This window comes from Pantoea sp. EKM103V, assembly GCF_011800365.1.
Taxonomy (GTDB): domain Bacteria; phylum Pseudomonadota; class Gammaproteobacteria; order Enterobacterales; family Enterobacteriaceae; genus Pantoea; species Pantoea anthophila.
Genome location: NZ_JAALFQ010000001.1, coordinates 865,097 through 890,665, shown reverse-complemented (window position 1 = coordinate 890,665; position 25,569 = coordinate 865,097). Strand labels below are relative to the sequence as shown.

Here is a 25,569-nt window from a genome sequence, read left to right as displayed (position 1 = left end):
GCCGGGCCCGTTTTTTATCGCTGTGCCAGCTGAGCCTCCGGGTCTGGCTCGATAACGGAGACGGCGGCTTCCTGAATGAATCCCTCTGCATCCGCCGATGCCAGCAGCAGTGTAGCCTGCTCAGCCGGTATCGGACGACTGAAGAGATAGCCCTGACCGTAGTCACAACCGCGCTTTCTCAGCCATCTCAGCGTTGAGACAACCTCAATACCTTCTGCGGTAATAATGACGTTCAGCTCCTGACAGAGCGTCAGCAGGGTTTCCACCACCTTGCGCTGCTCCGACCCGGTGACGATCCCGGCAATAAACGACTGATCGATTTTGATTTTGGTAATCCCCAGCCCCAGCAGCACCGACAGGTTGGAGTAGCCGGTGCCAAAATCATCCAGCACGACCCCAATCCCCTCCTCCCTGAGGCGTCTGATCGCCTGACGGGCATCGTCGGAGATCGCCATCACGTTCTGTTCAGTGATTTCGAGCTCCAGCATCACCGGCCCGGCCTGCTGCATAATGGCGGAGAGGCAGTTGGTCAGCGCAGGTCTCAGCAGCTGCTCCGGGGTGATATTCAGCGACAGACCGAGCCCGGCAGGCCATGCCCGCGTGGCGCTGACGGCATCCTGCAGCAGCGCCACGGTGAGGCTGTCCATCAGCCCGAGCCGCTCCACCACGGGCAAAAACTGCGCGGGTGCCACCGTCTGACCGGAGGCGGTGATCCAGCGCGCCAGGATCTCAAACCCGGTGATGTTGCCGGTGCGCAGCGAAACCAGCGGCTGCAGGAAAGGCACGATGGCATGCCCGCTGACGGCGGCGGCGACCTCATGCTCCATCTTCTCCCGCTGCAGGAAGCGCAGCGCCATATCCGGCGTGAAACGGGCCAGAGAGGCCTCTTTATTGCGCTTCGCCTCACAGAGCGCCAGATCGGCGGCCCGCACCACATCCTCCTGTCCCGGACAGTCAGAACTGGCAATACCGGCAGAGAGGTGCATAACGGTATGCGGCCCGGTGCGGATAGATGAGGCATGCTCACAGATCCTGCCGGCCTCCAGCAGCGCCTGCTCGGCCTGAGACGCCGCCACGACCAGGGCAAACTCATCGCCACCGATGCGAAACACCTGACTTTCCGTGCCAGCCGACGCGGTCAGCATCGACGCGAGCGCCACCAGGATCGTGTCCCCCTGACGATGGCCGTTGAGATCGTTGATAGTTTTGAAATCATCGATATTAAGCAGCGTCAGTGTATACGGCATCCCGCAGTCATCCAGCGCGGCGATATGCGCATTGAACGATCGGCGATTGAGTACGCCGGTCAGCGCATCGGTTCCGGCCAGCCTGAGCGCATTTTTTTCGGCCAGCAGTGTTTTGCGGATCAGACCCGCAATCAGCAGCGCCGGAATCACCATCGCCAGCCCGGCGAAAGCGGTCGATGTCAGGATGAACCGTAAGCGTTCGCTGGTTTCAAAATCCAGGTTATAGCTCAGGCCGAGCAGATGAGCGAGGTGCGCCTCAAGCCCATATTCCCACAATGTGGAAAGTAAAAAGATGGTCGCAATATTCAGCATTGCGAGCCAGAAAAGTTTCAGGCGCATGCGTTAATTCCTGGTGATGAAAGGTGTCAGAGTGTTGTTTTAATTTTTCTGTAAAAAACCGGGGCGTGATGGTTAAACACGGTCTGCGCGTGGCTGACAATAATGACCCCTTCTGTTCTGCCTGGTACTAATCAGGCGTTCTCACTGGCTGTGTGACAGTGAGGCAGAGGATCGCTCCTGACCGGCAGGGGCAGAACTGATCACTCATACCAGTCAGGGATCTATCGGCAGCGGCGGGCGTTTTAACAGGTCCGACCGGATAAATTAATCCTCCTGCGGGGTTTCTTACCGGCAAGTCACTGAATAGCACGGCAATAAATAGCGCTCAATTTAGTTAATAGCAACCCTCCAGAATTGCCGCTGACGGCCGATACCGTCTTAACTAATGACCCCTTCCGGAAAAACACATGAAAATCTCAACGCGTCTGAGTGCAGGTTTTGGTTTACTGATTTTGCTGTTAGTTATCTGTGCTGGCACAGCGATTCACGCCCTGGACAGTGCCCGCGATGGCATGAACGAGGTGGTGAATGTGCGGCTGAAAAAATATCAGACGGTGCTCGATATGCGGGGCGGCGTCCGTGATATGGCGATTGCCGTGCGCAACCTTGCCCTGCTGACCGATCCGAAGGCGATGCAGCCTGAGTGGGAACGCCTGCAGAAACAGCGGGCGCTTTACATCAGCAACCGCGAAGCGCTGGCACGCATGATGCAGACGGACGCCGGGCAGGCCGGGCGGGAAGCGATGGAGCGGATTGAGTCCAGTGAGGGTGCGGCCCTCTCCACGCTGATGACGGCGGGGAAACTGGGGCTGGAAAACCGTCAGCAGGAGGTCACAGATTATCTGTTAAACGTCGCGCGACCGGCACAGCAAAGCCTGCTGAAGGCAATAAACGAGCTGACCGAGCTTGAGATGCGCAGCAGCCAGCAGACCGTCGTGGAGAATGGCAACAGCATTGGTCGCACCACCCGCATACTGATGATCCTGACGGTCATCTCTCTGCTGGCGGCGGTCGCCACCTGCACATTCATTGTGCGGATGCTGATGCGTCAGCTGGGCGGCGAACCGATCCAGGCGCAGACGCTGGCGGCAGCGATCGCGGCCGGTGATCTCACCTCGCCGGTCACGCTGCGGACGGGTGACACGACAAGCCTGCTCGCCTCACTGAACAGCATGCAGACACACCTGCGCGGCATGGTCACGCAGATTAAAGACGCCTCGGCGTCGGTTGCGCTGGCGGCCGATGAGATTTCCCAGGGTAACACGGAGCTCTCTTCACGCACCGAAGAGCAGGCCGCGGCCCTGCAGGAAACCGCAGCCAGTATGGAGCAGCTGACCGCCACGGTGAAAAGTAATGCCGCAGGCGCACAGCAGACAGCGGGTTCTGCGCGCGAGGCGGCCATGCTGGCCCATGACGGCGAAGCGGATGTGCATCGTCTGGCGCAGACCATGCAGGAGATTTCGCTGAGTGCGGTCCGGGTCCGGGATATCACCGCGGTGATTGAAGGGATCGCCTTCCAGACCAATATTCTGGCGCTCAACGCCGCCGTGGAAGCGGCGCGCGCCGGTGAAGAGGGTCGCGGATTTGCGGTCGTTGCCGGTGAGGTCCGTTCACTGGCCCAGCGCAGCGCCACAGCAGCCCGTGACATCAAACAGCTGATTGAGCAGGCCGTGACGCAGGTCGAAGGCGGTGTGAGCGTCGCGGCGGGAACGGGTGAACGTATTCTGAAGATTGTCAGCCGCGTCGGTGAACTGGCCGATGCGATGGACAACCTCTCACTCTCCTCCAGCGAGCAGATGCAGGGTATCTCTCAGGTCAGCGTTGCGGTAAGTCAGATGGATGGGGTTACCCAGAACAACGCCGCGCTGGTGGAGGAGTCCTCGTCAGCCTCGCAGTCACTGCTGGCCCAGGCGCGCGATCTGCGCGGCATGGTCGAGACCTTCACGGTTTAACGCTCTCCGGCAGACCACGCCGCGCCGAACGTGTCGGGTGGAGACGTGCTGAATGCGCAGCCGGTTAGCTGCGCCAGCCGCTTCAGCACGTTGTGCACCCGGCGTGGCTGCCGGTTGGGTTGACTTCAATTTAATTTGACTCAATACTGGTTTGCCTTTCCATCCGGGGGCAACGGAACCGGTTTCTTCCCGCCGCAACGGCCCCCGACAGAGCGGGAGCCTGACAGCGTAAAGCGAGGCGGCCGCCAGGGTTGCCGACCCGGAGCAACCGCGGTGCCCTTACAGCGGAGACGCATCAGGATGCCGCCCCCCGTCCCCGACTCAGAATGAGTAAACATATGAACGATGAAACCACGGGGATCTGTGAAACGCCGCCGCCTGGTGCAGCACCGGAAACGATCGATCAGTTTCTCTGCTTTGCGCTCTACTCCGCCTCCCTCGCGATGACAAAACTGTATCAGTCACGGCTGAAGCCGCTGGGGCTGACCTATCCGCAGTATCTGGTGCTGCTGGTGTTGTGGGAAAAAGATCGCCTGACCGTTTCCGAAATCGGGGCGCGCGTCCGGCTCGACTCCGGCACGCTCAGTCAGCTTCTTAAGCGGCTGGAGAGTGCGGGCGTGATCTGCCGCCAGCGTGATACCGGCCAGGATGAGCGCCGGGTATGGGTCTCCCTGACCGAGCAGGGCCACCAGCTTAAAGTGACGGCGGCGGGCGTGCCGGCAGATATGATTTCGGTGATGGACACGGCCTGCCATGAGCTCGTCGATCTGACAGCCCAGGTCGCTACACTGCGGGACAAATTAGTGAAGGCGTTGCCATGATGGCCGCACACATCAGGGCGGCGGCCAGCCCGGGCCTGCGGCATCGCCTCAGCAGACCGCTTTCAGAAAATATTGATCAACACTGTTGCGCGGGGGTCGCCTTTGAGCACGAATAAACCGGTCGACATGGATGAGGTGCATGCCGTGGTCGGCCACGCGGTCGCCAGCCTGCTGAAGTCTGGCCAGCCAGCGGGCGCGGAGGAGATCCTGGCGTTTCTCCGGCAGCAGGAGGCGCGCTCCGTCAACGGCCAGAGAGATATCTATACCCATGCATTACGGGTGGTGATGGCCATCGTGCGCTGACAGACGCGCTGCCGGACGACAGGCTGACGGGATGCAGGCCATGCCGGGCCGCTGTTGCGGCGGACTGTTCAGCCCGCCTTTTATGGGCGATTACTCGCCGTGTGCCGCCCGGGCAACCTCACGCACGGCGCTCTCGACCCGCTCCGAATCTTTCTGAATGCTGGCGATAACCTCGCCCGCCTCACGCATCAGGCTCACTCCCTGACCGGTACTCGCCAGCGACGTTTCAATGCCACGCAGCACCTCTCGCGCCAGTTCGTTATTGCCCGCCACAACCCGTTCAATCTCCTCGGTCGCGCTGCTGACGCTGGCGGCCAGGGTGCGCACCTCGGCCGCGACGACGGCAAAACTGCGACCCGACGCGCCTGCCCGCGCCGCCTCAATGGCGGCATTGAGGGCGATCAGTCGGGTCTGCATTGCAAAACGCCGGATGGTTTCTACCATGCCATCGATGCTGGCAGACTGACTGTTAAGGCGCGAGACATCGGCCGACACAACGCCCATCTCCTGAGCGATCTGGCTGATTTTCTGAATGCTGTGTTCAATCACATCGGCCCCGGCCTGCGCACTGCCCCGCGTCTGAACCGCCATATTCCAGGCGTTCAGCGCCGCGTCATATTCCTGCTGATTACGCAGCACCTGCTCCGTCACATCGGTGGCGAACTTCACAATTTTGTCGAGCTGCCCGTCGCTGTTGAAGACCGGATTGTAGGTCGCTCTGAGCCAGAGCGGTTCGCCCCGCCGGTTGAGCCGGGGAAACTGCCCCGAAAAGAATTCACCCTGATTCAGCCGCGCCCAGAACTGACGGTACTCCTCGCTCCCTGAAAGTTCCGCTGAACAGAAAAGCCGGTGATGCTGTCCCACCACCTCCGCAGCCTGATAACCGGTGGCCTGGAGAAAGTTGTCGTTTGCCTCCAGCACAATCCCGTCAGGGCTGAAAGCGATCATCGCCATCGAGCGGCTGATCGCATTAATGATGGATTCTTTCTCCAGCGACGACTGCATCCTCTCTGAGATATCGGCGGCGATCTTGATGATTTTGAACACCCGGCCGCGTCGATCGGTCACCGGAATATAGCTGGCCTCCAGCCAGACCGGGCGCATGCCGTTAGCCAGCCGCAGATATTTGTCGCTGAAGCTCTCCCCTGCCGCGAGGCGCTGCCAGAAACGCTGATATTCAGCCGAGTTCACCAGCGCAGGCGGACAGAACATGCGGTGATGCTGACCCACGATCTCCTCCGCCCGGTATCCCATCGTCGCCAGAAACAGCGGACTGGCCCGGCGGATAATGCCAGCCGGGGTGAACTCAATCACGGCCATGGCACCGCCCAGCGAGGTGAACGACGCGGCAGCGTGCAGGCCACGCTGACGGATAAAAGAGGGAAGCAGAGTTTTCAGTACATTCAGGCGCATCAGCAAATCCGAAAAGGAGTGGGAACTGCTGTAGTTATCGGCATTTTCCCGTCACGCCTTATCCATTGCTGCGATAGTTGCGGCTGATGATTGCAACCTGATGTTACTGCTTTTCAGCCCCCGCCCGGCTCAGGCAGCGCGGGCGGGACAACGCCGCCGCAGAGGCCGCGGAGGTGATTACAGCGCCGCGCCGGGAGCCATCAGATCGAAGCGATCGTTCTGCGACACGTCATCCATCGGCATCGGTGGCGCAATCTTCAGGGTGATCCAGTTCGAGGTCACGCGCTGCTGTTTGCTGTCCTCCAGCGTTACCGACAGGCGATATTCGTTGCTGGCATCGGGTGACGGGTCCCACTGCGGCAGGATCACACTCCAGCCCTGCGGATCGGCATTGTTGGCAGGCGGTGTCAGGCTCAGTGCCTGCGTATCGCCCTGCCAGCTCACCGCCCGGATAGCATAACTGGCGCGCACCTGCAGCTTCAGCGGCAGACTCTCGCCACTGCTGAGCTGCCAGGGCGGGGTCGCCAGAAAGACCGACAGGGTTTTACGCTGACGGAAGGCGAGCACCGGCGTGTCACTGCGGGTCACCGTATCGTAGCGGCTGCCGCGCAGCGAGTGCGCTTCAGCGACGTTATCGGCATCAAGCTGGCGGCGCAGCGCCACGCCGAAACGGTAGTTGAGCTTCAGACCCAGCTGATCCTGGCTCTCGCCGGCGCTGCTGGTTTTATGGGTGGCGGAGAGCGTCACCAGTGGCACCGGCGTGTAGGAGAGACCAAACGACATGGCGGAAGGGTTGTGATAGCGGTTGCCGCTGTTAAACAGATCGACATTCTCCCCCAGATAGCGCTGATAGCTCACGGAGACGCCGAGCTGCCGGTAGAACGGCAGATAGCTCTGGCTGGTGATGTCATAGCCGCGCGCCATCCGCTGCTGCCGGGAATCGCTCAGGTTTTTCCAGCCGGAGAGAGGCTGATAGTAGTTGGCGGAGAGGCGCAGCGAATCGCTCCACGCCTCTGTGCCGACCGAGGCGCGCTGCAGGCCGCTGCTGAAGGTGCGGTCGACAAAGCCGTTGTAACCCAGCAGCCAGTTACCCGCCTCCCAGCGCTGACCCAGTCCGGCGTTGCCGACCAGCCCATCGTCAGTTTCGTGCAGGCCAAGCTGGCTGAAGGTGAGCAGGCTGTTTTCATCGGCCAGGGCGCTGAAGAGATCGCCGCCGGTGCCGGTGAAGTTACCCTCCATGTCCACTTTCAGATCGAGCTGTGCAGTGCCATAAGGCGACAGCAGCGACTGCCCTTCACTCTCTACCCGTTCGGCCACCTCATCCCGCAGATGATTGAACGCCCAGATGCCCGCCTGCTGGCCAAACGTGACGTTGCTGTCGTTTTTGCTCGCCTCACCGATACTTTTGGCGACGGCCGCCAGCTTTTTGCTCCACGCCTCATCCTGATCGCTGACACTGCCGAGGGTCGGCAGGGCGTCGCTGTAGCGCGCAGGATCGTCGAATGGCGTCTCTGACACGGCGGTGTCGGTCTGAAACGCGTGCGCGGCGGGTATCGCGGAGAGCGACAGCGTGATTAAGGCGAGAAAACCCGTTTTCCGTATCATGTCACCTGGTAAATTGATTGATTCGTTGCTGCAACAAAAGCCAAATTATCAATCATTACCTTAACATATTGTGACGGCGATGCAGGACAGCAGCGGCAAAATGTGCATATAACAGAAAAGTCTGGCTGAAAAAAGCCCGCCTGTGCGGCAGGCCAGCCGCGTACGACGCCGTCAGGAGAAGATCAGACCCCCATCCACATTAATGGTCTGACCGGTGATGTAGCGCGCATCCTCGGAGGCCAGAAAGGCCACCAGTCCGGCCACATCCTCCGGCTGTCCGGCGCGCTTCAGCGGAATGTTGTTGACCCACTCCGCCATCAGCTCACCTGTGCCGTAGGTTTTCTTTTCGCTGCTGAGGATCGCTCCCCAGACCCGATCGTTATAATCCCACATCTCACTCTCAATGATACCGGGACAAAAGGCGTTGACCGTGATGTTCCACGGGGCCAGCTCCAGCGCCAGGCTCTGCGTGATGCCAATCACCCCCATTTTGCTGGCGGCATAGTGCGGCGTGTAGATAAAGCCCTGCCGTCCCTGCCCCGACGAGGTGTTGATCAGGCTGCCGCTGCGCTGCGTCACCATATATTTTGCCGCTTCACGACAACAGAGCCAGACGCCGGTGGTATTGACCGCCAGAATCCGCTCAAAGTCGCTTTTTGGCAGCGTATCGAACCGGTCAATGGTGATAACCCCCGCATTCTGGATCGACACATCAATCTGACCAAAGCGTTCGGCGGCCTGCTGATAGAGCTGCTGCACCGCGGCTTCGTCGGTCACGTCAGCCTGCAGCGCCAGAATCTCACTGCCATACTGCTGCCGCAGCTGGTCGGCGGTGGCAAACACCCGGTCCGCATTGGACACCATCACCAGCCGCGCCCCGTCGCGGGCGAACCGCGCGGCGATACCGGCTCCAATTCCCCGGCAGGCACCGGTGATCACGACAGTTTTTCCCTGCTGTTTTCCGCTCATCATTGCTCCTGTTACGTGTGACGCACATCAGTGAGGGGTGCCGGCTGCGGCTTTTTTTCATGGCGACGCAGCAGCACCACTTTGCTTTGCAGACGCTGCTGGAACTGATCAATCACCACGGCCGTGACAATCACCAGCCCTTTAATCACCATCTGCCAGAAATCGCTGACGCCCATCATCACCATGCCATCCGCCAGGAAGACGATAACGAAAGCGCCAATAATCGAGCCGGAGACGCGTCCGCGTCCCCCCGCCAGCGCGGTGCCGCCCAGTACGGTGGCCCCGATGGCGTCCATTTCAAACATGTTGCCGGTCATCGGGTGCGCGGTCTGCAGCTGAGACGCCACCACCAGCCCCACCAGCCCGGCGCAGAGGCCGGAAAAGGCGTAGACAAAGATTTTAACTTTGATGATCGGCACCCCTGCCAGCCGTGCGGCGGACTCGTTGCCGCCCGTGGCATAGATATAGCGCCCCAGCGGCGTTTTGCGCGTCAGGTAGAGTCCCAGCAGTAAAAAGCCGAGCATCAGCCAGATAGGCAGATAGACGCCCAGCAGGGTGCCGGACCCCAGCACGGCAAAGCCGGTGTTGCCCAGGGCGGGCAGCCCGACCAGATTGGCGTAGGTGCCGCCATCGTTAAACAGCAGCGCCGCGCCCCGCGCCACATACATCATGCCCAGGGTGCAGATAAAGGGCGCCACGCCCAGCCGGGTGATCACCGTGCCGTTAATCAGTCCGGCCAGGATGCCAAAGAGGGCCACCACCAGAATCACTTCGGGCACGTTGAGAAACAGCGTGTTGCCGCCCCATAGCGGAATGCCATTGGTCAGCAGCGCGCCCGCCACCATGCCGCAGATCCCGGCCACCGCGCCCACCGAGAGGTCTATGCCGCCGGTCAGGATCACCAGCGTCATCCCTATCGCCAGCAGCCCGGTGATCGCCACGTGCTGCGTCATGATCAGCAGGTTAGAGGGGGTGAGAAAGTTCGGTACCATCACGCTGAAAAAGCAGACCACGATCAGCAGCGCAATGAAGGTGCGCGCTTTGAGCAGGTACATGTAGAGCAGATATTTTTGGTTCATCAGATTCTCCGGCCCGCTTAATCCTGCGGGGTTGATGCCGCGATGAGGTGTTCGCGCGTGGCCGCTGCGCGGGGCAGATCGGCCGTTATCCGGCCATCGGCCATCACTAAAATCCGGTCCGCCAGTGCCATCACCTCATCCAGTTCGGAGGAGGAGAACATCACCGCCAGCCCCTGCTGCGCCAGATTGCCAATCAGGTGATAGACATCGGTCTTCGCGCCCACGTCGATCCCGCGAGTCGGCTCATCCAGCAGGACCACCTGCGGCCCGGTCATCAGCGCCTTACCCAGCACCACCTTCTGCTGATTACCGCCGCTCAGCGAGGTAACCGGCAGCTCGGGATCGCTGACTTTGATCGCCAGATGGCCGATCATCTCACTGACCCGCTGCTGCTCGCGACGCGGGTTGAGCCGCCCCAGCGCCCGACGAAAGCCGCGCAGGCTGAAGTCCGAGAGCGTCATGTTGGCGGTGATCGACATCAGTTCAATCACCCCTTCGCCTTTGCGATCCTCCGGCACCAGCGCAATACCGCTTTTCAGCCGCTGCTGGAAGCTGCGTTTCGCCAGATCGCGGCCCGCCAGCCGCACCCGGCCCGACTGGCAGGGCATCAGGCCAATCAGCCCTTTAAACAGTTCTGTCCGACCGGCGCCGAGCAGGCCATAGATGCCGATTACCTCACCCTTGCGCAGCGTAAAACTCACCGCATTCAGCCTGTAGCCTCCGTTCTGATGCAGGGCAGTCAGCTCCTCCACCTCCAGCACGGTTTCCCCCTGCGGGGCAGGCTGAAAGTCGAACTGTTTTTTCCGGTCGCCCACCATCTGCGCGATAATCCACGGCACGCTGGCGTCGCGTACCTCGCGCTCACTGATAAAGCGGCCATCGCGGAAAATCGTGATGTGATCGCCGATCTCCATCAGCTCCTCCAGCCGGTGGGAGATGTAGATAATGGTGACGCCGCGCCGCTTGAGCTGCTCAATGACGCTGAACAGCACTTTCACCTCCGACTGGCTGAGCGCGCTGGTCGGCTCGTCCATGATCAGCACCCGGGTATCCTTGGAGAGCGCCCGGGCGATCTCCACCAGCTGCTGATGACCGATACCCAGCTCGCCCAGCGGCGCAAAGGGATCGACATCCAGCTGCAGCCGCTCCAGCAGCGACTTCGCCAGCGCATACTGATACTTCTCGTTGATCACCCCGCGCTGGAAAAACTCGTTGGCGATAAAGATGTTGTCCATGACGTTCATGTTTGGAAACAGGTTCAGCTCCTGAAAAATGATGCTGATCCCCTGTTTCTCCGCCTGCTGGGTGGAGTGAAGCGACACCGGCCGGCCATCCAGCAGAATCTCGCCCGACGAGGGGGTCTCCACGCCGGCCAGCATCTTCATCATGGTGGACTTCCCGGCGCCGTTCTCGCCGATCAGGACATTCACTTTGTTGCGGTAAACCCGGTAGTTGACCTGATCGAGTGCGGTTACGCCGGGGTAAAGACGCGACAGGTTGCGCGTTTCAATAATCACATCGCCGGGCTGTTGAGGTTGCTGCATCTGCCGCTCCTTATTGCCGGGAAATGGCGGCCGGGGTGATATCCGGCAGCTGTTGCGGAATGTCCCAGCTGCTGAACACGCCGGTCACCTTCACCTTATCGCCCACCTTCGGCGCGAACTGCTGCATCATCTGCGAGGCGTGCTGATTAATCGCCTTGCCGAAGTCACCGAACAGCACCTGGTCGTTAAAATCCTGATAACCTGCGCCCCGGTAGCCATCACGCAGCGCGGTGCCACGGATGATCGGCCCGATCTGAATAGTGACACTGTCACCTGATTCATCCTTTACGGTCATCTTTCCGCTGCGTGAGGTGGTGTTGACTGCCGTGACATCGCCCTGTACCGAGACGCTGAAGATGCAGGGATTCTCCGCCTGAGTGCGATAGCCGTCGGTCTGACAGGCAGTGTCAAAATCTTTGGCTGACCGCATTGCGGTGAGCAGCGCTGACACGGGCCGCGCCTCCGACTGGAGCTGCGGCACCAGCTTCTGCTGCCAGAGCTGGTCAATATCAGCCATCTTCGGGTTAGGGGGATTTTTCAGGTCAGCCAGCTCCTGCTGCGACACAATTCGGCAGCCACTCAGCAGCGTGACCACCAGCGTCAGCCAGACTCTTCGGGACATCTTCTTCTCCCAGGCGCCCGCCAGCGCAGGCGCGGCAGCGGTTAATTACGACTTGTAGTTGAAGTCCTGAACGCCTTTGGCATTCTCCGGGGTGATCAGAATGCCGCGGAACATCACCCGCTGTTTTTCCGGCTTCACGCCCTTCTGAATGAAGTTATCGAGATCGGTCACCCCTTCGGCGGCAATCGCCTGCGCCTGCAGCATGACGGTGGCTTTCAGCGTGCCGGCTTTCACCGCGTCGCGTTCGTCGTTGCTGCCGTCAATCCCGACCACAATCACGTCGTCACGCCCCGCCGCTTTCAGTGCCGCAATCGCCCCCAGCGCCACCGGACCGTTGCCGCAGATGACCCCTTTTACATCCGGGTGCGCCTGCAGGATGCTGTCCATGATGCGCTTGCCGTCGATCAGCGTGCCTTTGGCATCCTGACGCGCCACGCTCTGCATGTCGGGATATTGATCCAGCACCTGATGGAACGATTTCGAGCGTGTCACGCAGTTGTTATCCGCCAGGTTGCAGGCGAGTTCGGCGTACTTACCCTTTTCACCCATCTTTTCCACGAAAACGTTGGCCACGTCTGAGCCGGCCTGAAAGTTGTTGTGGGTGATCTGGGCCAGCGCCACGTCATCCACCGGAATTTCCCGGTTGATCAGCACCACCGGGATCCCGGCATCTTTGGCTTTTTTAATGGCCGCTACGCTGGCAGTGGAGTCAGCGTTATCGAGCACGATACCCTGCACTTTTTTACCAATCGCGGCGTCGATCAGTTCGCTCTGCTTCTTCACATCTTCACCATGCGACAGCACGGTGGTTTTGTAGCCCAGCTCCTGCGCTTTAAGATTGGCCCCTTTGGCCTCTGATGCGTAATAGGGATTATCGAGTGAGTTAACCAGGATCATAATGGTGCCTTTCTCGGCGGCAAACGCCGCCTGCGAAACCAGGCAGGCAGCCACGGCACTACACAGCAGGGTACGGTTTTTCATGATGTTCTCGCTTATCGTTATGTCAGGGTGTTCATTCCCGGGTGTCAGCGTGGCGTTACCAGATGGTGAAGCCCCCATCGATCATCAGGTCCGCGCCGGTAATCATGTCGCTGCCGTTGCTGGCGAAAAAGAGCACGGCGGCGGCGATCTCGTCGGTGTAGGCAAAGCGTCCCAGCGGGATCAGCTTTTTCATCTGCTCGCCCTTCTCGCCGCGCCACGCTTTTTCGCCCATTGGCGTCAGCACCACGGTGGGCGACAGGGTGTTTACGTTGATACGATGCGGGGCAAACTCTTTCGCCATGACTTTGGTCATGCCGAGCAGGCCCGCTTTGGCTGAGGTGTAGGCGACATGGTTGTCGATGGCGATCGAGGCAGCCTGTGAGGCGATATTGATAATTTTGCCGCCCGCACCCGCCCGGATCATCAGTCGTGCAGCCGCCTGTGAGCAGAGAAAAGGCCCGGTGAGGTTGACGGCGATCTGCTTCTGCCACTCGGCAAAGTCGGTCTCCACCACCGGCTGCAGCATCACGTATCCTGCGCAGTTCACCAGAATGTCGATGCGGCCATAGTGGGCAACCACCGTCTCAAAGGCGGCGTCGACAGAGGCGGGGTCGGTAACGTCACAGCAGACAAACCGGACCCGGTCGGCGGCAAAGTCCTTCTGCAGACTGGCAACCTTCTCCGCTTCAAACGGCGGATAGAGCAGTGCCAGACGCGCCCCCTTCTCCAGCAGCATGCCGTTGGTGGCCATCGCAATCCCGCCCAGCCCGCCGGTCACGACGGCCACTTTGTCACCCAGATTCAGGGCGGTATCCACGCCGTAGCGCAGGTTTACGTCATATTCACCACTCATCCCACTCTTCCCCTCAGATTTTTGCTGATGCCGTTGGCGTAATCATTTTCGAACAAAAATATATGCTATCGAAAAGAAATGATATGTGGAGCAGATCAAATTTCGACCATCTCACAGCCCGCGCCGCTTATCTGATTGAAAAGGCGTGATCTGGCTTGCAGTAGTGAAATAAAGCCTGACAGGCACGATCCGGAAAGCGTGAGAGATTCAACAACCTGTCTGCTTTTTATTTTCATTCGAAAATCAATGATGCACCTGGCTATCTCGCATTCAGAAAAAGGGCGCGTTAAACTCAGCCACAAAGAGCCTGTTTGCCCGACCCGTCAGGTCACTGGAAAAGGGAGCATTTCGATTGAAAAGCAAAAGTGAGCAGTTCGCTGACATGCAGCAACGCCGCGAGAAAATTCTGGAGATGATCCGTGAGGATGGCACCGTCACGGTTAAAGCCCTGACGGAGACTTTTGGGCTGACGGAGGCCACCCTGCGCAGCGACCTGCGTATGCTGCAAAAACAGGGGTTTGTACAGCGCTATCACGGCGGTGCGACCCTGATGACCGGTAAGCAGAACAGCGGTGCAATGCTGCTGGAGCGGCAGACACATCTGGAAGAGAAAGAGGCGATTGGCCGACTGGCGGCGCAGCACATCGAAAATGGGGATACGGTGATTTTCGATTCCGGCACCACCACCACGGCCATCACTGATGCCCTCAGCCATATCCGGCGTCTCTCCGTGGTAACGACCGCGGTGAATATCGCCCTGAAGCTGGGTGGCGAGCCGGGGATCAACATCCTGCTCACCGGGGGCACCTTTAAATTTCCGACGCTCTCCACCTCTGGCGAAAAAGCGGCCAGTTTCTTTGAGAACGTGCTGGCGGAGAAACTCTTTCTGGCCACCGCCTGCATCTCGCCGCGTCTCGGCCTGAGCTTTCCCAGTGAAACCGATATCAAGGTAAAACTGGCGATGATCAAATCGGCCAGCACAGTTTACGTGGTCGCCGATTCGAGCAAAATTGACAAAGTATCGATGTTTGCGCTGCCCTGCGACTGGAGTCACATTCACTATCTGATTACCGACAGCGGCATCAGCGCCGCTCAGGTCAGCGCGTTCGAAGCGCTGGGCGTGAAAGTGCTGGTGGCCCCCCTGCCCATGAAGCGGGCGATGTAACGGATTAGCACGCAGCGTTTTGAACGAAAGAAAGCACCGCCGTCAGCCGGGCAGGTAAGGCCTGCCTGAAGAGCAAAGTGTGCGAGCCAGGGAGGGCGAGCCCAATCCGCAGGGAGGCGGGAATCCTTTGCGATCAGGCAGGCCTTTCCTGCACGACGCACCACCCTCACAGCCCGCTCCAGACTGCGCCTGCGCCTGCTGCACGCGCAACACCCTGCTCCTGCAAATCTGCCCGGTAAAACCGCACGACGTCCCCCACCATCAGCAGCGACGGCGACACCGGCTGCGCCACCGCCACCGTCTCCGCCAGCCCGCCCAGGGTGGTGATCAGCACCCGCTGATCCGGCCGGGTCCCCTTTTCGATAATCGCCACCGGCGTCTTCCTGTCGCGCCCGTGCGCCTGAAGCTGCGCACTGATCGAGGCACTCCAGCTCAGCCCCATATAGAACACCAGCGTCTCATTCACCGCCGCCAGCGCAGCCGCATCCAGCTGCGGCTCGCCCAGCCGCCCATGCCCGGTAATCAACCGCAACGACTGCGCGCAATCCCGGTGCGTTAACGGGATGCCGCTGGCCGCCGCACAGCCCACCGCCGCCGTAATCCCCGGCACCACCTCACAACGGATCCCGGCCTGCTGCAGGCTCACCATCTCCTCGCCACCGCGACCAAAAATAAAGGGATCGCCGCCTTTCAGCCGGATCACGTTGCGCCCGCTTCGTGCCAGATCCACCAGCAGCTGATTGATCTGCGCCTGCTTCAGACCATGCGCGCCCGGCTGCTTGCCCACGTCAATCGACAACGCGCTCTCCGGCACCTCCGCCATCACCGCGTCGCTCACCAGTCGGTCATACACCACCACCTCCGCACGCTGCAGCAACCGCAATGCCTTCACCGTCAGCAGATCCACATCACCCGGCCCGGCACCAACCAGCCAGACCCTGCCCGCCTGCCCGCCCGCACCGGCCGGAGCCAGTAACTTATCCAGAGAATCAATTGCCCGCGTCATCATTCCTCCACCACCACGTCAGACAACAACAGCTGCTTCAGCTCCGGAATACAGGAGCCGCACTGTGTGCCGCACTTCAGCCTCTCGCCCAGCGCCTGAGTCGACCGGCACCCCTGCGCCATCGCCTGTAAAATCGCCTGCTCCCCCACCGCCATACAGCTGCAGATTATCCGGCCCGTCGCCCTGCCCTCTGCGGCCCGACCGGCCAGCACGCTGTGCCGCCCGGCCGCATCCTGCGGGGCAGCCAGGAAGGCCGCCGCGACAAACGCACTCTCCAGCGCCGGCTGCGCTGTGCCAGCGTAAAACGCCAGCTGCAACGCGCCGTCGCGCCAGGCCAGCAGCCGGTAGTCACTGCCGCTGCCGGTGGCGACCTGCACCTCACAACCGGTCAGATCCGCATGATCGGCCAGCCACGCCTGCGGCGAACCCTCGCCCGCCACCGCAAACCGCTGTACCGCCGGGTAGGGCACGCGCGCCCAGTAACGCAACCCGGCGGGCGGTGTCATCCCGCGCTGCCACAGCCAGCCCTGCCACTTCACCGCCAGCGGCAGGATGCGCACGGGCGTCTGCTTCAGCGCAGGCTGCCCGGAAAAAGGACAGGCCCGGGCGGCAACCAGCATGTCGACGTGCCCCTGCTGACTGAACTGCCGGTTCCAGTGCATCGGCACAAATAGCTCGCCACGCCGCATCCCGGCATCCGCACGCACCCGCACGCTGATCCAGCCCTGCTGCGACTGCACCCGCGCCAGCCCGCCCGGCGTCACACCATACTGCACGGCATCCGCCGGATGCAGTGCCGCAAACGGCTCATCACAATGCTGCATCAGGCGCGGCACCAGCCCGGTCCGGGTCATGGTGTGCCACTGGTCGCGCACCCGACCGCTGTTCATCAGCAGCGGATAAGCCGCGTCACGCGGCACAGCCCGCGGCGTTGCCGGCACCCGTAACTGCGCTTTACCGTCCGGATGAAAAAAGCGCCGATCGCTGAACAGCCGGGCGCAGCCTTGGGGGTGGTCAGCGTTTACCGGCCACTGCACCGGACGCAGCGCGTCCCACTCCGCCTGACTCAGCTGCGCCAGCCCGCTGATATCGAATGCCCGCTGCCCCCCGTTCTCAAAACCGGACAGCGCAGCATGTTCGCGGAAGATCTCCGACGGATGCTGCCAGTTAAACCCCTCACTGAACCCTAACCGCTGCGCCACCTGAGCCAGCAGCCACCAGTCTGGCCGGGTATCACCCGGTGCGCTGACGAAAGCGCGCTGACGTGAAATCCGCCGCTCTGAGTTGGTTACGGTGCCACTCTTCTCGCCCCAGCCCTGGGCAGGCAGCAGGATATCGGCAAAGGCGCTGGTGTCAGTCTGCGCCATCACATCGGACACAATCACCAGCGGACAGGCCGCCAGCGCCTGCGCCACCCGGTTGCCCTCAGGCATCGACACCGCCGGGTTGGTCCCCATGATCCACACCGCTTTCACGCTGCCCTCCCCGATCGCCCTGAACAGCTCCAGCGCGGTCAGCCCCGGCTGGCGGGCTATCACCGGACTGCGCCAGAAACGCTGCACCCGGTCGCAATCTTCTGCGGTAAACGTCATGTGCGCCGCCAGCTGGTTCGCCAGCCCGCCCACCTCGCGGCCACCCATGGCATTTGGCTGTCCGGTCAGCGAAAAGGGACCGCAGCCCGGGCGGCCTATTTTGCCGCTCAGCAGATGCAGATTGAGGATGGCCTGATTGTTGTCGCTGCCGGTGACGGACTGATTGATCCCCATACACCAGAGCGTCAGCACCCGATCGTGCTCACTGAACAGCCGGAAAAAGTGCGTCACCTGCTGCACGGTTAAATCGCACGCCACCGCCACCCGAACCACATCCCACGCCGCTGCCGCGGCCAGCGTCTCTGAGACGCCGTTGAGGTGCGGCAACATGCTGGCATCCAGGCCCTTCGTCTGTGCCAGCCAGTGCAGCAGGCCGGAAAACAGCACCGCATCGCTGCCGGGACGCAGCGGCAGGTGCAGATCAGCCTGATCGCCGCTCGCGGTCCGGCGCGGGTCCAGCACCACGATGCGCATCGCCGGACGCTGCTGCTTCGCCTGCATCAGCCGCTGCCAGACGACCGGGTGCGCCCAGGCGGCGTTAGAGCCGACCAGCAGCACCAGATCGGCCTGCTCCAGATCCTCATAACAGCAGGGCACAGCGTCCGCGCCCAGCGCCCGCTTATATCCCACCACGGCGGACGCCATACAGAGCCGCGAATTGGTGTCGATGTTGGCGGCGCCGATGTAGCCCTTCATCAGTTTATTGGCGACGTAGTAATCCTCGGTCAGCAGCTGACCGGAGCCGTAAAACGCTACCGCCTCCGGCCCATAGCGATCGATCACCGCGCGCAGCCCCGCCGCCGCCGCATCCAGCGCGGATGCCAGGCTGGCCGGCTGGCCGTCGACCCTGGCCGTCAGCAACCGGCCTTCCGGGATCAGCGTCTCGCCCAGCGCCGCGCCCTTGACGCATAACCGGCCCAGACTGGCAGGATGGTGCGGATCGCCGGTGACAACGGCCTGCTGCGACCCCTGCGGCGTGACGCAGACGCCACAGCCCACGCCACAATAGGGACAGGTGCTGTTCATGATGCCTGCGCCAGCGGGTTAAGCGGACGGTTTGCCAGCCAGATCTGCCCCGCTTCCAGCTTCACCGGCCAGCAGCGCAGCTGATGCTGCGGGTTATCCAGGCTCTGTCCGTCACGCAGCCGCACCCGCTGTTTATAGAGCGGGGAGATCACCACCGGCTCGCCGCCCACATCGCCCAGAATCCCGCGCGACAGCACGCTGGCATCGCTGCCGGGCTCGCGGTCCTCCAGCGCATAGAGCGTCTCGCCAAAGCGGAACAGGGCCACCCGTTCGCTGCCGAGACGCGCACCGATCCCCGCCTGAGGCGGAATCGCCTCCAGCGCGCAGATGGCACTCCACGGCTCGGCGGGCAGCTGTAACAGCGGCCGCGCGGCCACCGCTTCAGGCTGACGCTGACCGCGCACCCGGCTGTAGTGCAGCGTCTCATCCGGCTGCGCGCTGTTGAGGGTTGGGGTGAACAGCGCCAGGCGCGACGGGTCCGCCAGCGTGGTCTGCCACTCGCACTGGTAAGCGTCGACCACCTGCTGCATCTCCGCCTCCAGCGTCGCGCCCAGCCCGAGGCTATCCTCGATGATCACCTGCCGCAGATAGTCCAGACCGCCCTCCAGATTGTCCATCCAGACGCTGGTACGCTGCAGACGATCGGCGGTGCGGATGTAGAACATCAGCAGGCGATCCACATAGCGCAGCAGCGTGGCATCATCGAGATCGCTGGCGAAGAGGTCGGCGTGACGCGGCTTCATGCCGCCATTGCCGCAGACGTAGAGGTTCCAGCCCTTGTCGGTGGCGATCACCCCGATATCCTTGCTCTGCGCCTCGGCGCATTCGCGGGTGCAGCCGGAAACCGCCATCTTGATCTTGTGCGGCGCGCGCAGTCCCTTGTAGCGGTTCTCCAGGGCGATAGCGAAGGCGGTCGAGTCCTGCACGCCATAGCGACACCAGGTCGATCCGACGCAGGACTTCACGGTGCGCAGCGACTTACCATAGGCGTGACCGGTTTCAAACCCGGCATCGAGCAGCGTCTGCCAGATGTCGGGCAGCTGGTCGAGCCGCGCGCCAAACAGGTCGATACGCTGGCCGCCGGTGATTTTGGTGTAGAGATCGTAGCGCGCCGCCACCTCACCAATGGCAATCAGCCCCTGCGGCGTGATTTCGCCCCCCGGCACGCGCGGCACGACGGAGTAGGTGCCATCTTTCTGGATGTTGGCGAAGTAGCGATCGTTGGTGTCCTGCAACGGCAGATGCGCCGGTCTTAGCAGGTAGTCGTTCCAGCAGGAAGCGAGCAGCGACGCCACCAGCGGTTTGCACACTTCGCAGCCCTGGCCTTTGCCGTGAGACGCCAGCAGCGCATCGAAGGTTCTGAACTCCCCCGCCCGCACCAGGTGATACAGCTCCTGACGCGAATAGCTGAAATGGTCACAGACATCCTTCTTCACCTCGACGCCGAGGTTTTCCAGTTCATACTCCATGACCTGCTTCACCAGCGCCGCGCAGCCGCCGCAGCCGGTGGCGGCTCGGGTGCAGCTTTTGATACTGCTCATCTCCCCGCATCCGGCCTGAACCGCCGCACAGATATCGCCCTTGCTGACGTTGTGGCAGGAGCAGACCTGCGCACTGTCGGGCAGCGCCGCGACGCCGGGCGCTTTCGGCGCACCGGCCAGCGCAGGCAGGATCAGGCTTTCCGGAGTTGCGGGCAGCGGCAATGCATTGAGCATCATCTGCAGCAGCGTGGTGTACTCACTGCTGTCGCCCACCAGCACGCCCCCCAGCAGCCGGGTGTTATCCGCGGAGACCACGATCTTTTTGTAGATGCCTTTAGGGCCATCACTCCAGTAATAGTGCTGGCTGCCCGGCGTGCGCCCGTGCGCGTCGCCGAACGACGCCACCTCCACCCCCAGCAGCTTCAGTTTTGTGCTCATGTCGGCACCGCTGAAGGCCACTGGCTCTCCAGCCAGATGTCCGGCGAGCACCCGTGCCATCTGGTAACCGGGGGCGACCAGCCCGAAAATCTGCCCGTTCCACAAGGCGCATTCGCCAATGGCAAAGATCGCCGCATCGCTGGTCTGGCAGCAGTCGTTAATTTCAATGCCGCCGCGGGGGCCGAGCGTCAGGCCCGCCTCCCGCGCCAGCTCATCCCGCGGCCGGATACCGGCGGAGAAGAGCACCAGATCGGTGGGCAGCGCGCTGCCGTCGGCAAACCGCAGCACCACGCTGCCGTCCGGCTGCGGCTCAATGATGTCGGTCTGCTTCGAGGTGTGAACCGTGACGCCCAGCGCATCGATCTTCTGGCGCAGCATCAGCGCCCCGCCCTCATCCAGCTGCACCGCCATCAGCCGTGGCGCGAACTCCACCACGTGGGTTTCCAGCCCGAGCTGCTTCAGGGCGTTGGCCGCCTCCAGACCGAGCAGGCCGCCGCCGATCACCACACCGCGCTGACTGTAGCGGGCGCAGGCTGCGATTGCATCCAGATCGTCCAGGGTGCGGTAGACAAAGCAGCGGTCGCCATCGTGGCCCGGCACCGGCGGCACAAACGCGCGTGAACCGGTTGCCAGCACCAGCCTGTCCCACGCCAGCTCATTGCCCGCGCTGTCGCGCAGGCTGCGCTGCGCCCGATCGATTGCCACCACCTGACAGCCGCTGCGCAGTTCAATCCCCTGCAGGGCAAAAAAGTCTGTGCTGACCAGTGACAGCGCGTCCGCCGCTTTGCCGCTGAAGTAGTCGGAGAGATGAACCCGATCGTACGCCGGCTGCAACTCCTCGCCGTACACCACGATGTGGTAGTGCTGATGCAGCTGGTGGGCAACGAGTTGCTCAAGAAAGTAGTGACTGACCATACCGTGACCGACCACGGCTAATACGGGTTTACTCATCTCAGGACTCTCTGCAGCCTGCGGCTGCGGTTCAGGTTGATCGGGGTCGAACAGGGCGTTAAGCGTGACCGCCTCGCCCCGCTGCAGACGCGCCAGCAGTGCCGGGCCCTGTCGGGTGTCGCCAGAGAGCAGCACCCCGCGCAGGCGGCCCTGGCGAAGAAACAGACGGCGATAGTCGCCGGAAAGCGGATCGAAACTGTGGAGGGATTCCCCCTCACTGATATCCCCGGCGCTGAACAGCGAAATGCCGCTGACTTTGAGCCGGGTCGCCAGCGGCTGACTGACGAAATCGGGCTGCGGCGATCCCGCCAGCTGCGCCGCCAGAATCTCAGCCTGCGCCAGGCAGGGGGCCACCAGCCCCAGGGTTTCACCCTTGTGTTCACAACACTCGCCCACGGCATACACCCCGCTGACCGCGCTGCGCAGCTGGCCATCGACCAGAATGCCGCGCTGACAGGGCAGCCCCGCCGCCCTGGCCAGCGTCACCTCCGGCTCAACGCCGATGGCGATCACCACCTGACGAGCGGCGCAGCGCTGGCCATCCGTCAGCATCACATCTGCTTTGCCAATGGCCGCAATGCCGCTGTTCAGCAGACAGCGGATACCGCGCTGCTCCAGAGCCGCCTGTAACAGCCCGCCCGCCTGTGCATCCAGCTGGCGATCCAGCAGCCAGGGCTTGTGATGAACCAGCGTCACCGCCCGTCCCCGGGCGCGCAGCGCCGCCGCGGCTTCAATCCCGAGATAGCCGCCACCCAGCACCACGATCGGCCCCTCACCCGCCAGCAGCTGCCGGACATCAGCAATGCTGCGAAACGTCACGACGTTATCGCCCTCAATGCCGGGGATCGCAGGCCGGCGCGGCCGTGATCCGGTGGCAAACACCAGCCGATCCCAGCCAAGCTGGCGCTGACAGGTCTGCAGCGTGCGGGCCGCCAGATCGATCTGCAGCACGGTTTCACCGCTCAGCAGCGTGACGCCGTGTCGCTGATACCAGTCAGGGTCATGGATCAGGGTTTCATCGAACACCCTTTCCCCGGCCAGCACCGGCGAGAGCAGCACGCGGTTGTAGTTGCCGTGCGGCTCGCGGCCAATGACCGTGATGGCAAAGCGCTGCGGCGCACGCTGCACCAGCCGCTCCACCATCTGCATCCCCGCCATGCCATTGCCTATCACCAGCAACCGTTGCCTCATGGTCTGCTCCCTATGCCGCCGTGGTCTGTTTTTCATAGAGGAAATGCAGCACCTTCTGGCGCAGCTGGTGATAGCGCGGCTCATCGGCCAGCGCCACCCTGGCGCGGGGACGCGGCAGATCGACGGTGAGGATTTCGCCAATCTGCGCGGCAGGGCCATTGGTCATCATCAGCACCCGATCGGAGAGCAGCACCGCCTCATCGACGTCATGGGTAATCAGCACGATGCTGGTGTTCAGCTCCTGCTGAATGCGCATCACGCTGTCCTGCAGATGGGCGCGGGTTAAGGCATCCAGCGCGCCAAACGGCTCATCCAGCAGCAGCACGCGTGGCTTCATCGCCAGCGCCCGTGCAATGCCGACGCGCTGCTTCATGCCGCCGGAGATTTCGCCTGGCCGCTTGTGCATGGCGTGGCTCATCTGCACCCGATTCAGGTTGTGCTCGATCCAGTCGTGCATCTCCGCGCGGGTGAGACGTCCTTTAAACACCTGCTGCACCGCCAGCTCGACGTTCTGAAAGGCCGTCAGCCACGGCAGCAGCGAGTGGTTCTGAAACACCACGGCGCGCTCCGGGCCGGGACCGGTAATCTCACGGTTGTCACAGAGCAGCACGCCGCTGCTGGGGCGGGTCAACCCGGCGATCAGGTTGAGCAGCGTCGATTTGCCGCAGCCGGAGTGACCGATCAGGCTCAGGGTTTCGCCTTCACGGAGATCAAAACTGACGTTGTCGAGGGCCAGGAACTCGCCGCTGGCGGTGTTAAAACGCTGGCTCACCTGCTGAACGCGAATAATGTGTTTCATGCTCTTCCCCTTATTTTTCCCAGCTGAAGCGACGCACCAGCAGCATCAGCCCCTGCTCCAGCAGCAGGCCGACCACGCCGATAATCAGAATGGCGATCAGGATGTTGGCCACGTTGAGGTTGTTCCACTCGTTCCAGATCCAGAAGCCGATGCCCAGTCCGCCGGTCAGCATTTCAGCGGCGACGATCACCAGCCAGGCGATGCCGATAGAGAGGCGCACCCCGGTAAGGACAGCGGGCAGCACGGCGGGCAGCAGAATACGGCGCATCACCGTCCATTCAGAGAGCTGTAACACCCGCGCCACGTTGAGGTAATCCTGCGGAATGCGCTGCACGCCTTCGGCGGTGTTGATGATCATCGGCCAGATGGAACAGATGAAAATGGTCCAGCTGGCCGCCGGCTCGGCGCGCTGAAACAGCAGCAGGCCAATTGGCAGCCAGGCCAGTGGACTCACCGGGCGCAGCAGGGCGATAATTGGATTGCCCATCCGGGCGAGAAAGGTGAACCGCCCGAGCAGAAAGCCTGCCGGGATGCCCACCAGCGCGGCGAGGCCAAAGCCTATGGCGACGCGCTGCAGCGAGGCCAGCACGTTCCAGCCGATGCCCTGGTCGTTGGGGCCGTTGCTGTAGAACGGATCGGCGAACAGGGTCTGCGCGGCCTGCCAGGTCACGTAAGGCGACGGAAACGCCGGTTCCGCCAGCGCGGCGAGCTGCCACACCAGCAGGAGCAGCAGCAGGCCGCCCGCGGCCGGAATGGTGCGCTGCAGCAGAGGCCGCAGACGCGCCGGACGGGGCGCGATTTTTGGGGTGACCTGTAACGGGATCACGGTGGCACGACTCGGGGGGTTCACCGGCTGCGCCACGGCGCGCGCGTCAGTTTTCATAACGACCTCTCTTAACGTTTGATAGCGAAACTGGCGGCGTAGGCGGCAGGGTTACTGCCATCCCAGACTTTGCCGTCGATCAGGGTGCTGCTGCGCATCTCACTGGCGGGCACGGCAACCTGCCCCACCGCGCTGGCCGCCTCTTTATAGATATCGAGGCGGTTGATCTGGCGGGCCACCGCGAGGTAATCGGGATCGTGGGTGAGCAGGCCCCAGCGTTTCATCTGGGTCAGGAACCACATGCCGTCCGAAAGCCACGGAAAACTGACGTTGCCGTTGTCGAAAAAGCGCATCGGATGGGCGTCCTGCCACGTCTGGCCCAGACCGTTCTCATACTGGCCCAGCATCCGCCCCTGCAGCGTGTCGACGCGGGTGTTGATCCAGGCGCGTCCGGCCAGCACCTGCGCGGTTTCGCGGCGGTTATCGTCTGAGGCGTCGATCCAGCGCGCGGCGTCCAGCACGGCGGCGGTCAGCGCGCGGGCGGTGTTGGGGTTCTCTTTAACCCACTGCGCGCGGGTGCCGAGCACTTTCTCCGGATGCTCCGGCCAGATCTGCTGGCTGGTGGCGGCGGTAAAGCCAATGCTGTCGCTGATGGCACGCTGGTTCCACGGCTCACCGACGCAGAAGCCGCTCATGTTGCCGATCTTCATGTTCATCACCATCTGCGGCGGCGGCACAACCACGGTGCGGATATCCTCAAACGGATTAATTCCGGCACTGGCCAGCCAGTAGTAGAGCCACATCGCATGGGTGCTGGTGGGAAAGGTGTGGGCGAAGGTCAGACTGCCTTTGGGGCGGCTGTCGACCGCCTTTTTCAGGCTCGCCAGATCGGTCACGCCCTGACCCTTCAGCTGGTTCGACAGGGTAATGGCCTGGCCGTTATGGTTGAGCGTCATCAGGTTGGCCATGTCGTGCTGTGGCCCCGCCACGCCGAGCTGCAGCGCGTAGATCATGCCGTAGAGCACGTGCGCCGCATCCAGTTCACCGGAGGTCAGCTTGTCGCGCACCGCTGCCCAGCTCGCCTCTTTGCTGACCTGCAGCGTCAGGCCATACTTTTTATCGAAGCCTTTCACCGACGCCATCACCACCGGTGCACAGTCGGTCAGCGGAATAAACCCGACCCGCACCTGCGCTTTTTCCGGCGCGTCCGACCCGGCCGCCCAGACCGCATTGCGTAATCCCGGAATGATCCAGGCTGCGCCCAGCGCCGCGCCGGAAAGCAGTGCCTGACGTCGTGTCAGTGAAAATGACGGTTTGCTCATCATGTTGCCCCTGAACAGAAATAAAAAAAGGCGTCCTCCGACAGACC

The 25,569-nt window shown here is 62.2% G+C and carries 19 protein-coding genes; 4 read left to right on the top strand and 15 right to left on the bottom strand.

Annotated features, from left to right (window positions below; genetic code table 11):
* Window positions 1–14: 14 nt before the first annotated feature.
* Entirely contained in the window at window positions 15–1,586 is a 1,572-nt protein-coding gene (locus tag HFD97_RS04325; RefSeq protein WP_167430918.1) for a bifunctional diguanylate cyclase/phosphodiesterase, read from the bottom strand.
* 407 nt (window positions 1,587–1,993) lie between these two features.
* Here HFD97_RS04325 and HFD97_RS04320 point away from each other — a divergent pair, with 407 nt between their 5' ends.
* The 3 genes from HFD97_RS04320 to HFD97_RS04310 all read left to right on the top strand — a co-directional run bounded on the left by HFD97_RS04320 (window position 1,994) and on the right by HFD97_RS04310 (window position 4,662).
* A complete protein-coding gene (locus HFD97_RS04320) occupies window positions 1,994–3,538 on the top strand; it encodes a methyl-accepting chemotaxis protein (RefSeq protein WP_150030003.1) in 1,545 nt (514 codons plus the stop codon).
* Window positions 3,539–3,876: 338 nt separating this feature from the next.
* Window positions 3,877–4,359 (top strand): MarR family winged helix-turn-helix transcriptional regulator, encoded by a 483-nt coding sequence (locus HFD97_RS04315; RefSeq protein ID WP_009090576.1) that lies wholly within the window; start codon window positions 3,877–3,879, stop codon window positions 4,357–4,359.
* 102 nt (window positions 4,360–4,461) lie between these two features.
* The gene (locus tag HFD97_RS04310) at window positions 4,462–4,662 is read left to right on the top strand and encodes a hypothetical protein (protein WP_046101707.1); all 201 of its coding nucleotides are present in this window, start codon (window positions 4,462–4,464) and stop codon (window positions 4,660–4,662) included.
* A gap of 90 nt (window positions 4,663–4,752) precedes the next feature.
* On the opposite strand, the gene HFD97_RS04305 is transcribed toward HFD97_RS04310, so the two are convergent.
* The 8 genes from HFD97_RS04305 to HFD97_RS04270 all read right to left on the bottom strand — a co-directional run bounded on the left by HFD97_RS04305 (window position 4,753) and on the right by HFD97_RS04270 (window position 13,728).
* The gene (locus HFD97_RS04305) at window positions 4,753–6,075 is read right to left on the bottom strand and encodes a PAS domain-containing methyl-accepting chemotaxis protein (protein WP_167430919.1); all 1,323 of its coding nucleotides are present in this window, start codon (window positions 6,073–6,075) and stop codon (window positions 4,753–4,755) included.
* A gap of 177 nt (window positions 6,076–6,252) precedes the next feature.
* The gene (locus HFD97_RS04300) at window positions 6,253–7,680 is read right to left on the bottom strand and encodes a YchO/YchP family invasin (RefSeq protein WP_167430920.1); all 1,428 of its coding nucleotides are present in this window, start codon (window positions 7,678–7,680) and stop codon (window positions 6,253–6,255) included.
* 171 nt (window positions 7,681–7,851) lie between these two features.
* The gene (locus HFD97_RS04295; protein WP_167430921.1) at window positions 7,852–8,649 is read right to left on the bottom strand and encodes an SDR family oxidoreductase; all 798 of its coding nucleotides are present in this window, start codon (window positions 8,647–8,649) and stop codon (window positions 7,852–7,854) included.
* Between the two features lie 11 nt (window positions 8,650–8,660).
* Window positions 8,661–9,728 (bottom strand): ABC transporter permease, encoded by a 1,068-nt coding sequence (locus HFD97_RS04290; protein ID WP_009090581.1) that lies wholly within the window; start codon window positions 9,726–9,728, stop codon window positions 8,661–8,663.
* Window positions 9,729–9,745: 17 nt separating this feature from the next.
* Window positions 9,746–11,272, bottom strand: coding sequence for a sugar ABC transporter ATP-binding protein (locus HFD97_RS04285; protein WP_167430922.1), 1,527 nt, complete (start codon window positions 11,270–11,272; stop codon window positions 9,746–9,748).
* Window positions 11,273–11,282: 10 nt separating this feature from the next.
* Window positions 11,283–11,894: a DUF2291 family protein gene (locus tag HFD97_RS04280; protein WP_167430923.1), complete on the bottom strand. Its 612-nt coding sequence runs from the start codon at window positions 11,892–11,894 to the stop codon at window positions 11,283–11,285.
* A gap of 45 nt (window positions 11,895–11,939) precedes the next feature.
* Complete coding sequence (locus HFD97_RS04275; protein ID WP_046101702.1) at window positions 11,940–12,875, bottom strand: D-ribose ABC transporter substrate-binding protein; 936 nt, start codon at window positions 12,873–12,875, stop codon at window positions 11,940–11,942.
* A 55-nt stretch (window positions 12,876–12,930) separates the two neighbouring features.
* Window positions 12,931–13,728, bottom strand: a complete 798-nt coding sequence (locus HFD97_RS04270) for a GolD/DthD family dehydrogenase (protein WP_111207469.1) — start codon at window positions 13,726–13,728, stop codon at window positions 12,931–12,933.
* A gap of 352 nt (window positions 13,729–14,080) precedes the next feature.
* On the opposite strand from HFD97_RS04270, the gene HFD97_RS04265 reads away from it, so the two are divergent.
* Complete coding sequence (locus HFD97_RS04265) at window positions 14,081–14,893, top strand: DeoR/GlpR family DNA-binding transcription regulator (protein WP_111207471.1); 813 nt, start codon at window positions 14,081–14,083, stop codon at window positions 14,891–14,893.
* Window positions 14,894–15,059: 166 nt separating this feature from the next.
* On the opposite strand, the gene cobA is transcribed toward HFD97_RS04265, so the two are convergent.
* Genes cobA through HFD97_RS04235 form a run of 6 tightly spaced genes read right to left on the bottom strand, consistent with a single transcriptional unit; the run spans window position 15,060 to window position 25,522 of the window.
* Window positions 15,060–15,899, bottom strand: coding sequence for a uroporphyrinogen-III C-methyltransferase (gene cobA / locus HFD97_RS04260; protein ID WP_167430924.1), 840 nt, complete (start codon window positions 15,897–15,899; stop codon window positions 15,060–15,062).
* On the bottom strand, window positions 15,899–18,517 hold the full coding sequence (locus HFD97_RS04255; protein WP_167430925.1) for a nitrate reductase: 2,619 nt from the start codon (window positions 18,515–18,517) through the stop codon (window positions 15,899–15,901). Before HFD97_RS04255 ends, cobA begins: the two co-directional genes overlap by 1 nt.
* Window positions 18,514–22,578: a nitrite reductase large subunit NirB gene (gene nirB, locus HFD97_RS04250; RefSeq protein ID WP_167430926.1), complete on the bottom strand. Its 4,065-nt coding sequence runs from the start codon at window positions 22,576–22,578 to the stop codon at window positions 18,514–18,516. The genes HFD97_RS04255 and nirB overlap by 4 nt, the downstream gene beginning before the upstream one ends.
* 10 nt (window positions 22,579–22,588) lie before the next feature.
* Window positions 22,589–23,377: an ABC transporter ATP-binding protein gene (locus HFD97_RS04245; RefSeq protein WP_167430927.1), complete on the bottom strand. Its 789-nt coding sequence runs from the start codon at window positions 23,375–23,377 to the stop codon at window positions 22,589–22,591.
* Between the two features lie 10 nt (window positions 23,378–23,387).
* Entirely contained in the window at window positions 23,388–24,260 is an 873-nt protein-coding gene (gene ntrB, locus HFD97_RS04240; protein WP_167430928.1) for a nitrate ABC transporter permease, read from the bottom strand.
* 11 nt (window positions 24,261–24,271) lie between these two features.
* Window positions 24,272–25,522, bottom strand: a complete 1,251-nt coding sequence (locus HFD97_RS04235; RefSeq protein ID WP_167431222.1) for a CmpA/NrtA family ABC transporter substrate-binding protein — start codon at window positions 25,520–25,522, stop codon at window positions 24,272–24,274.
* Between the last annotated feature and the right edge of the window lie 47 nt (window positions 25,523–25,569).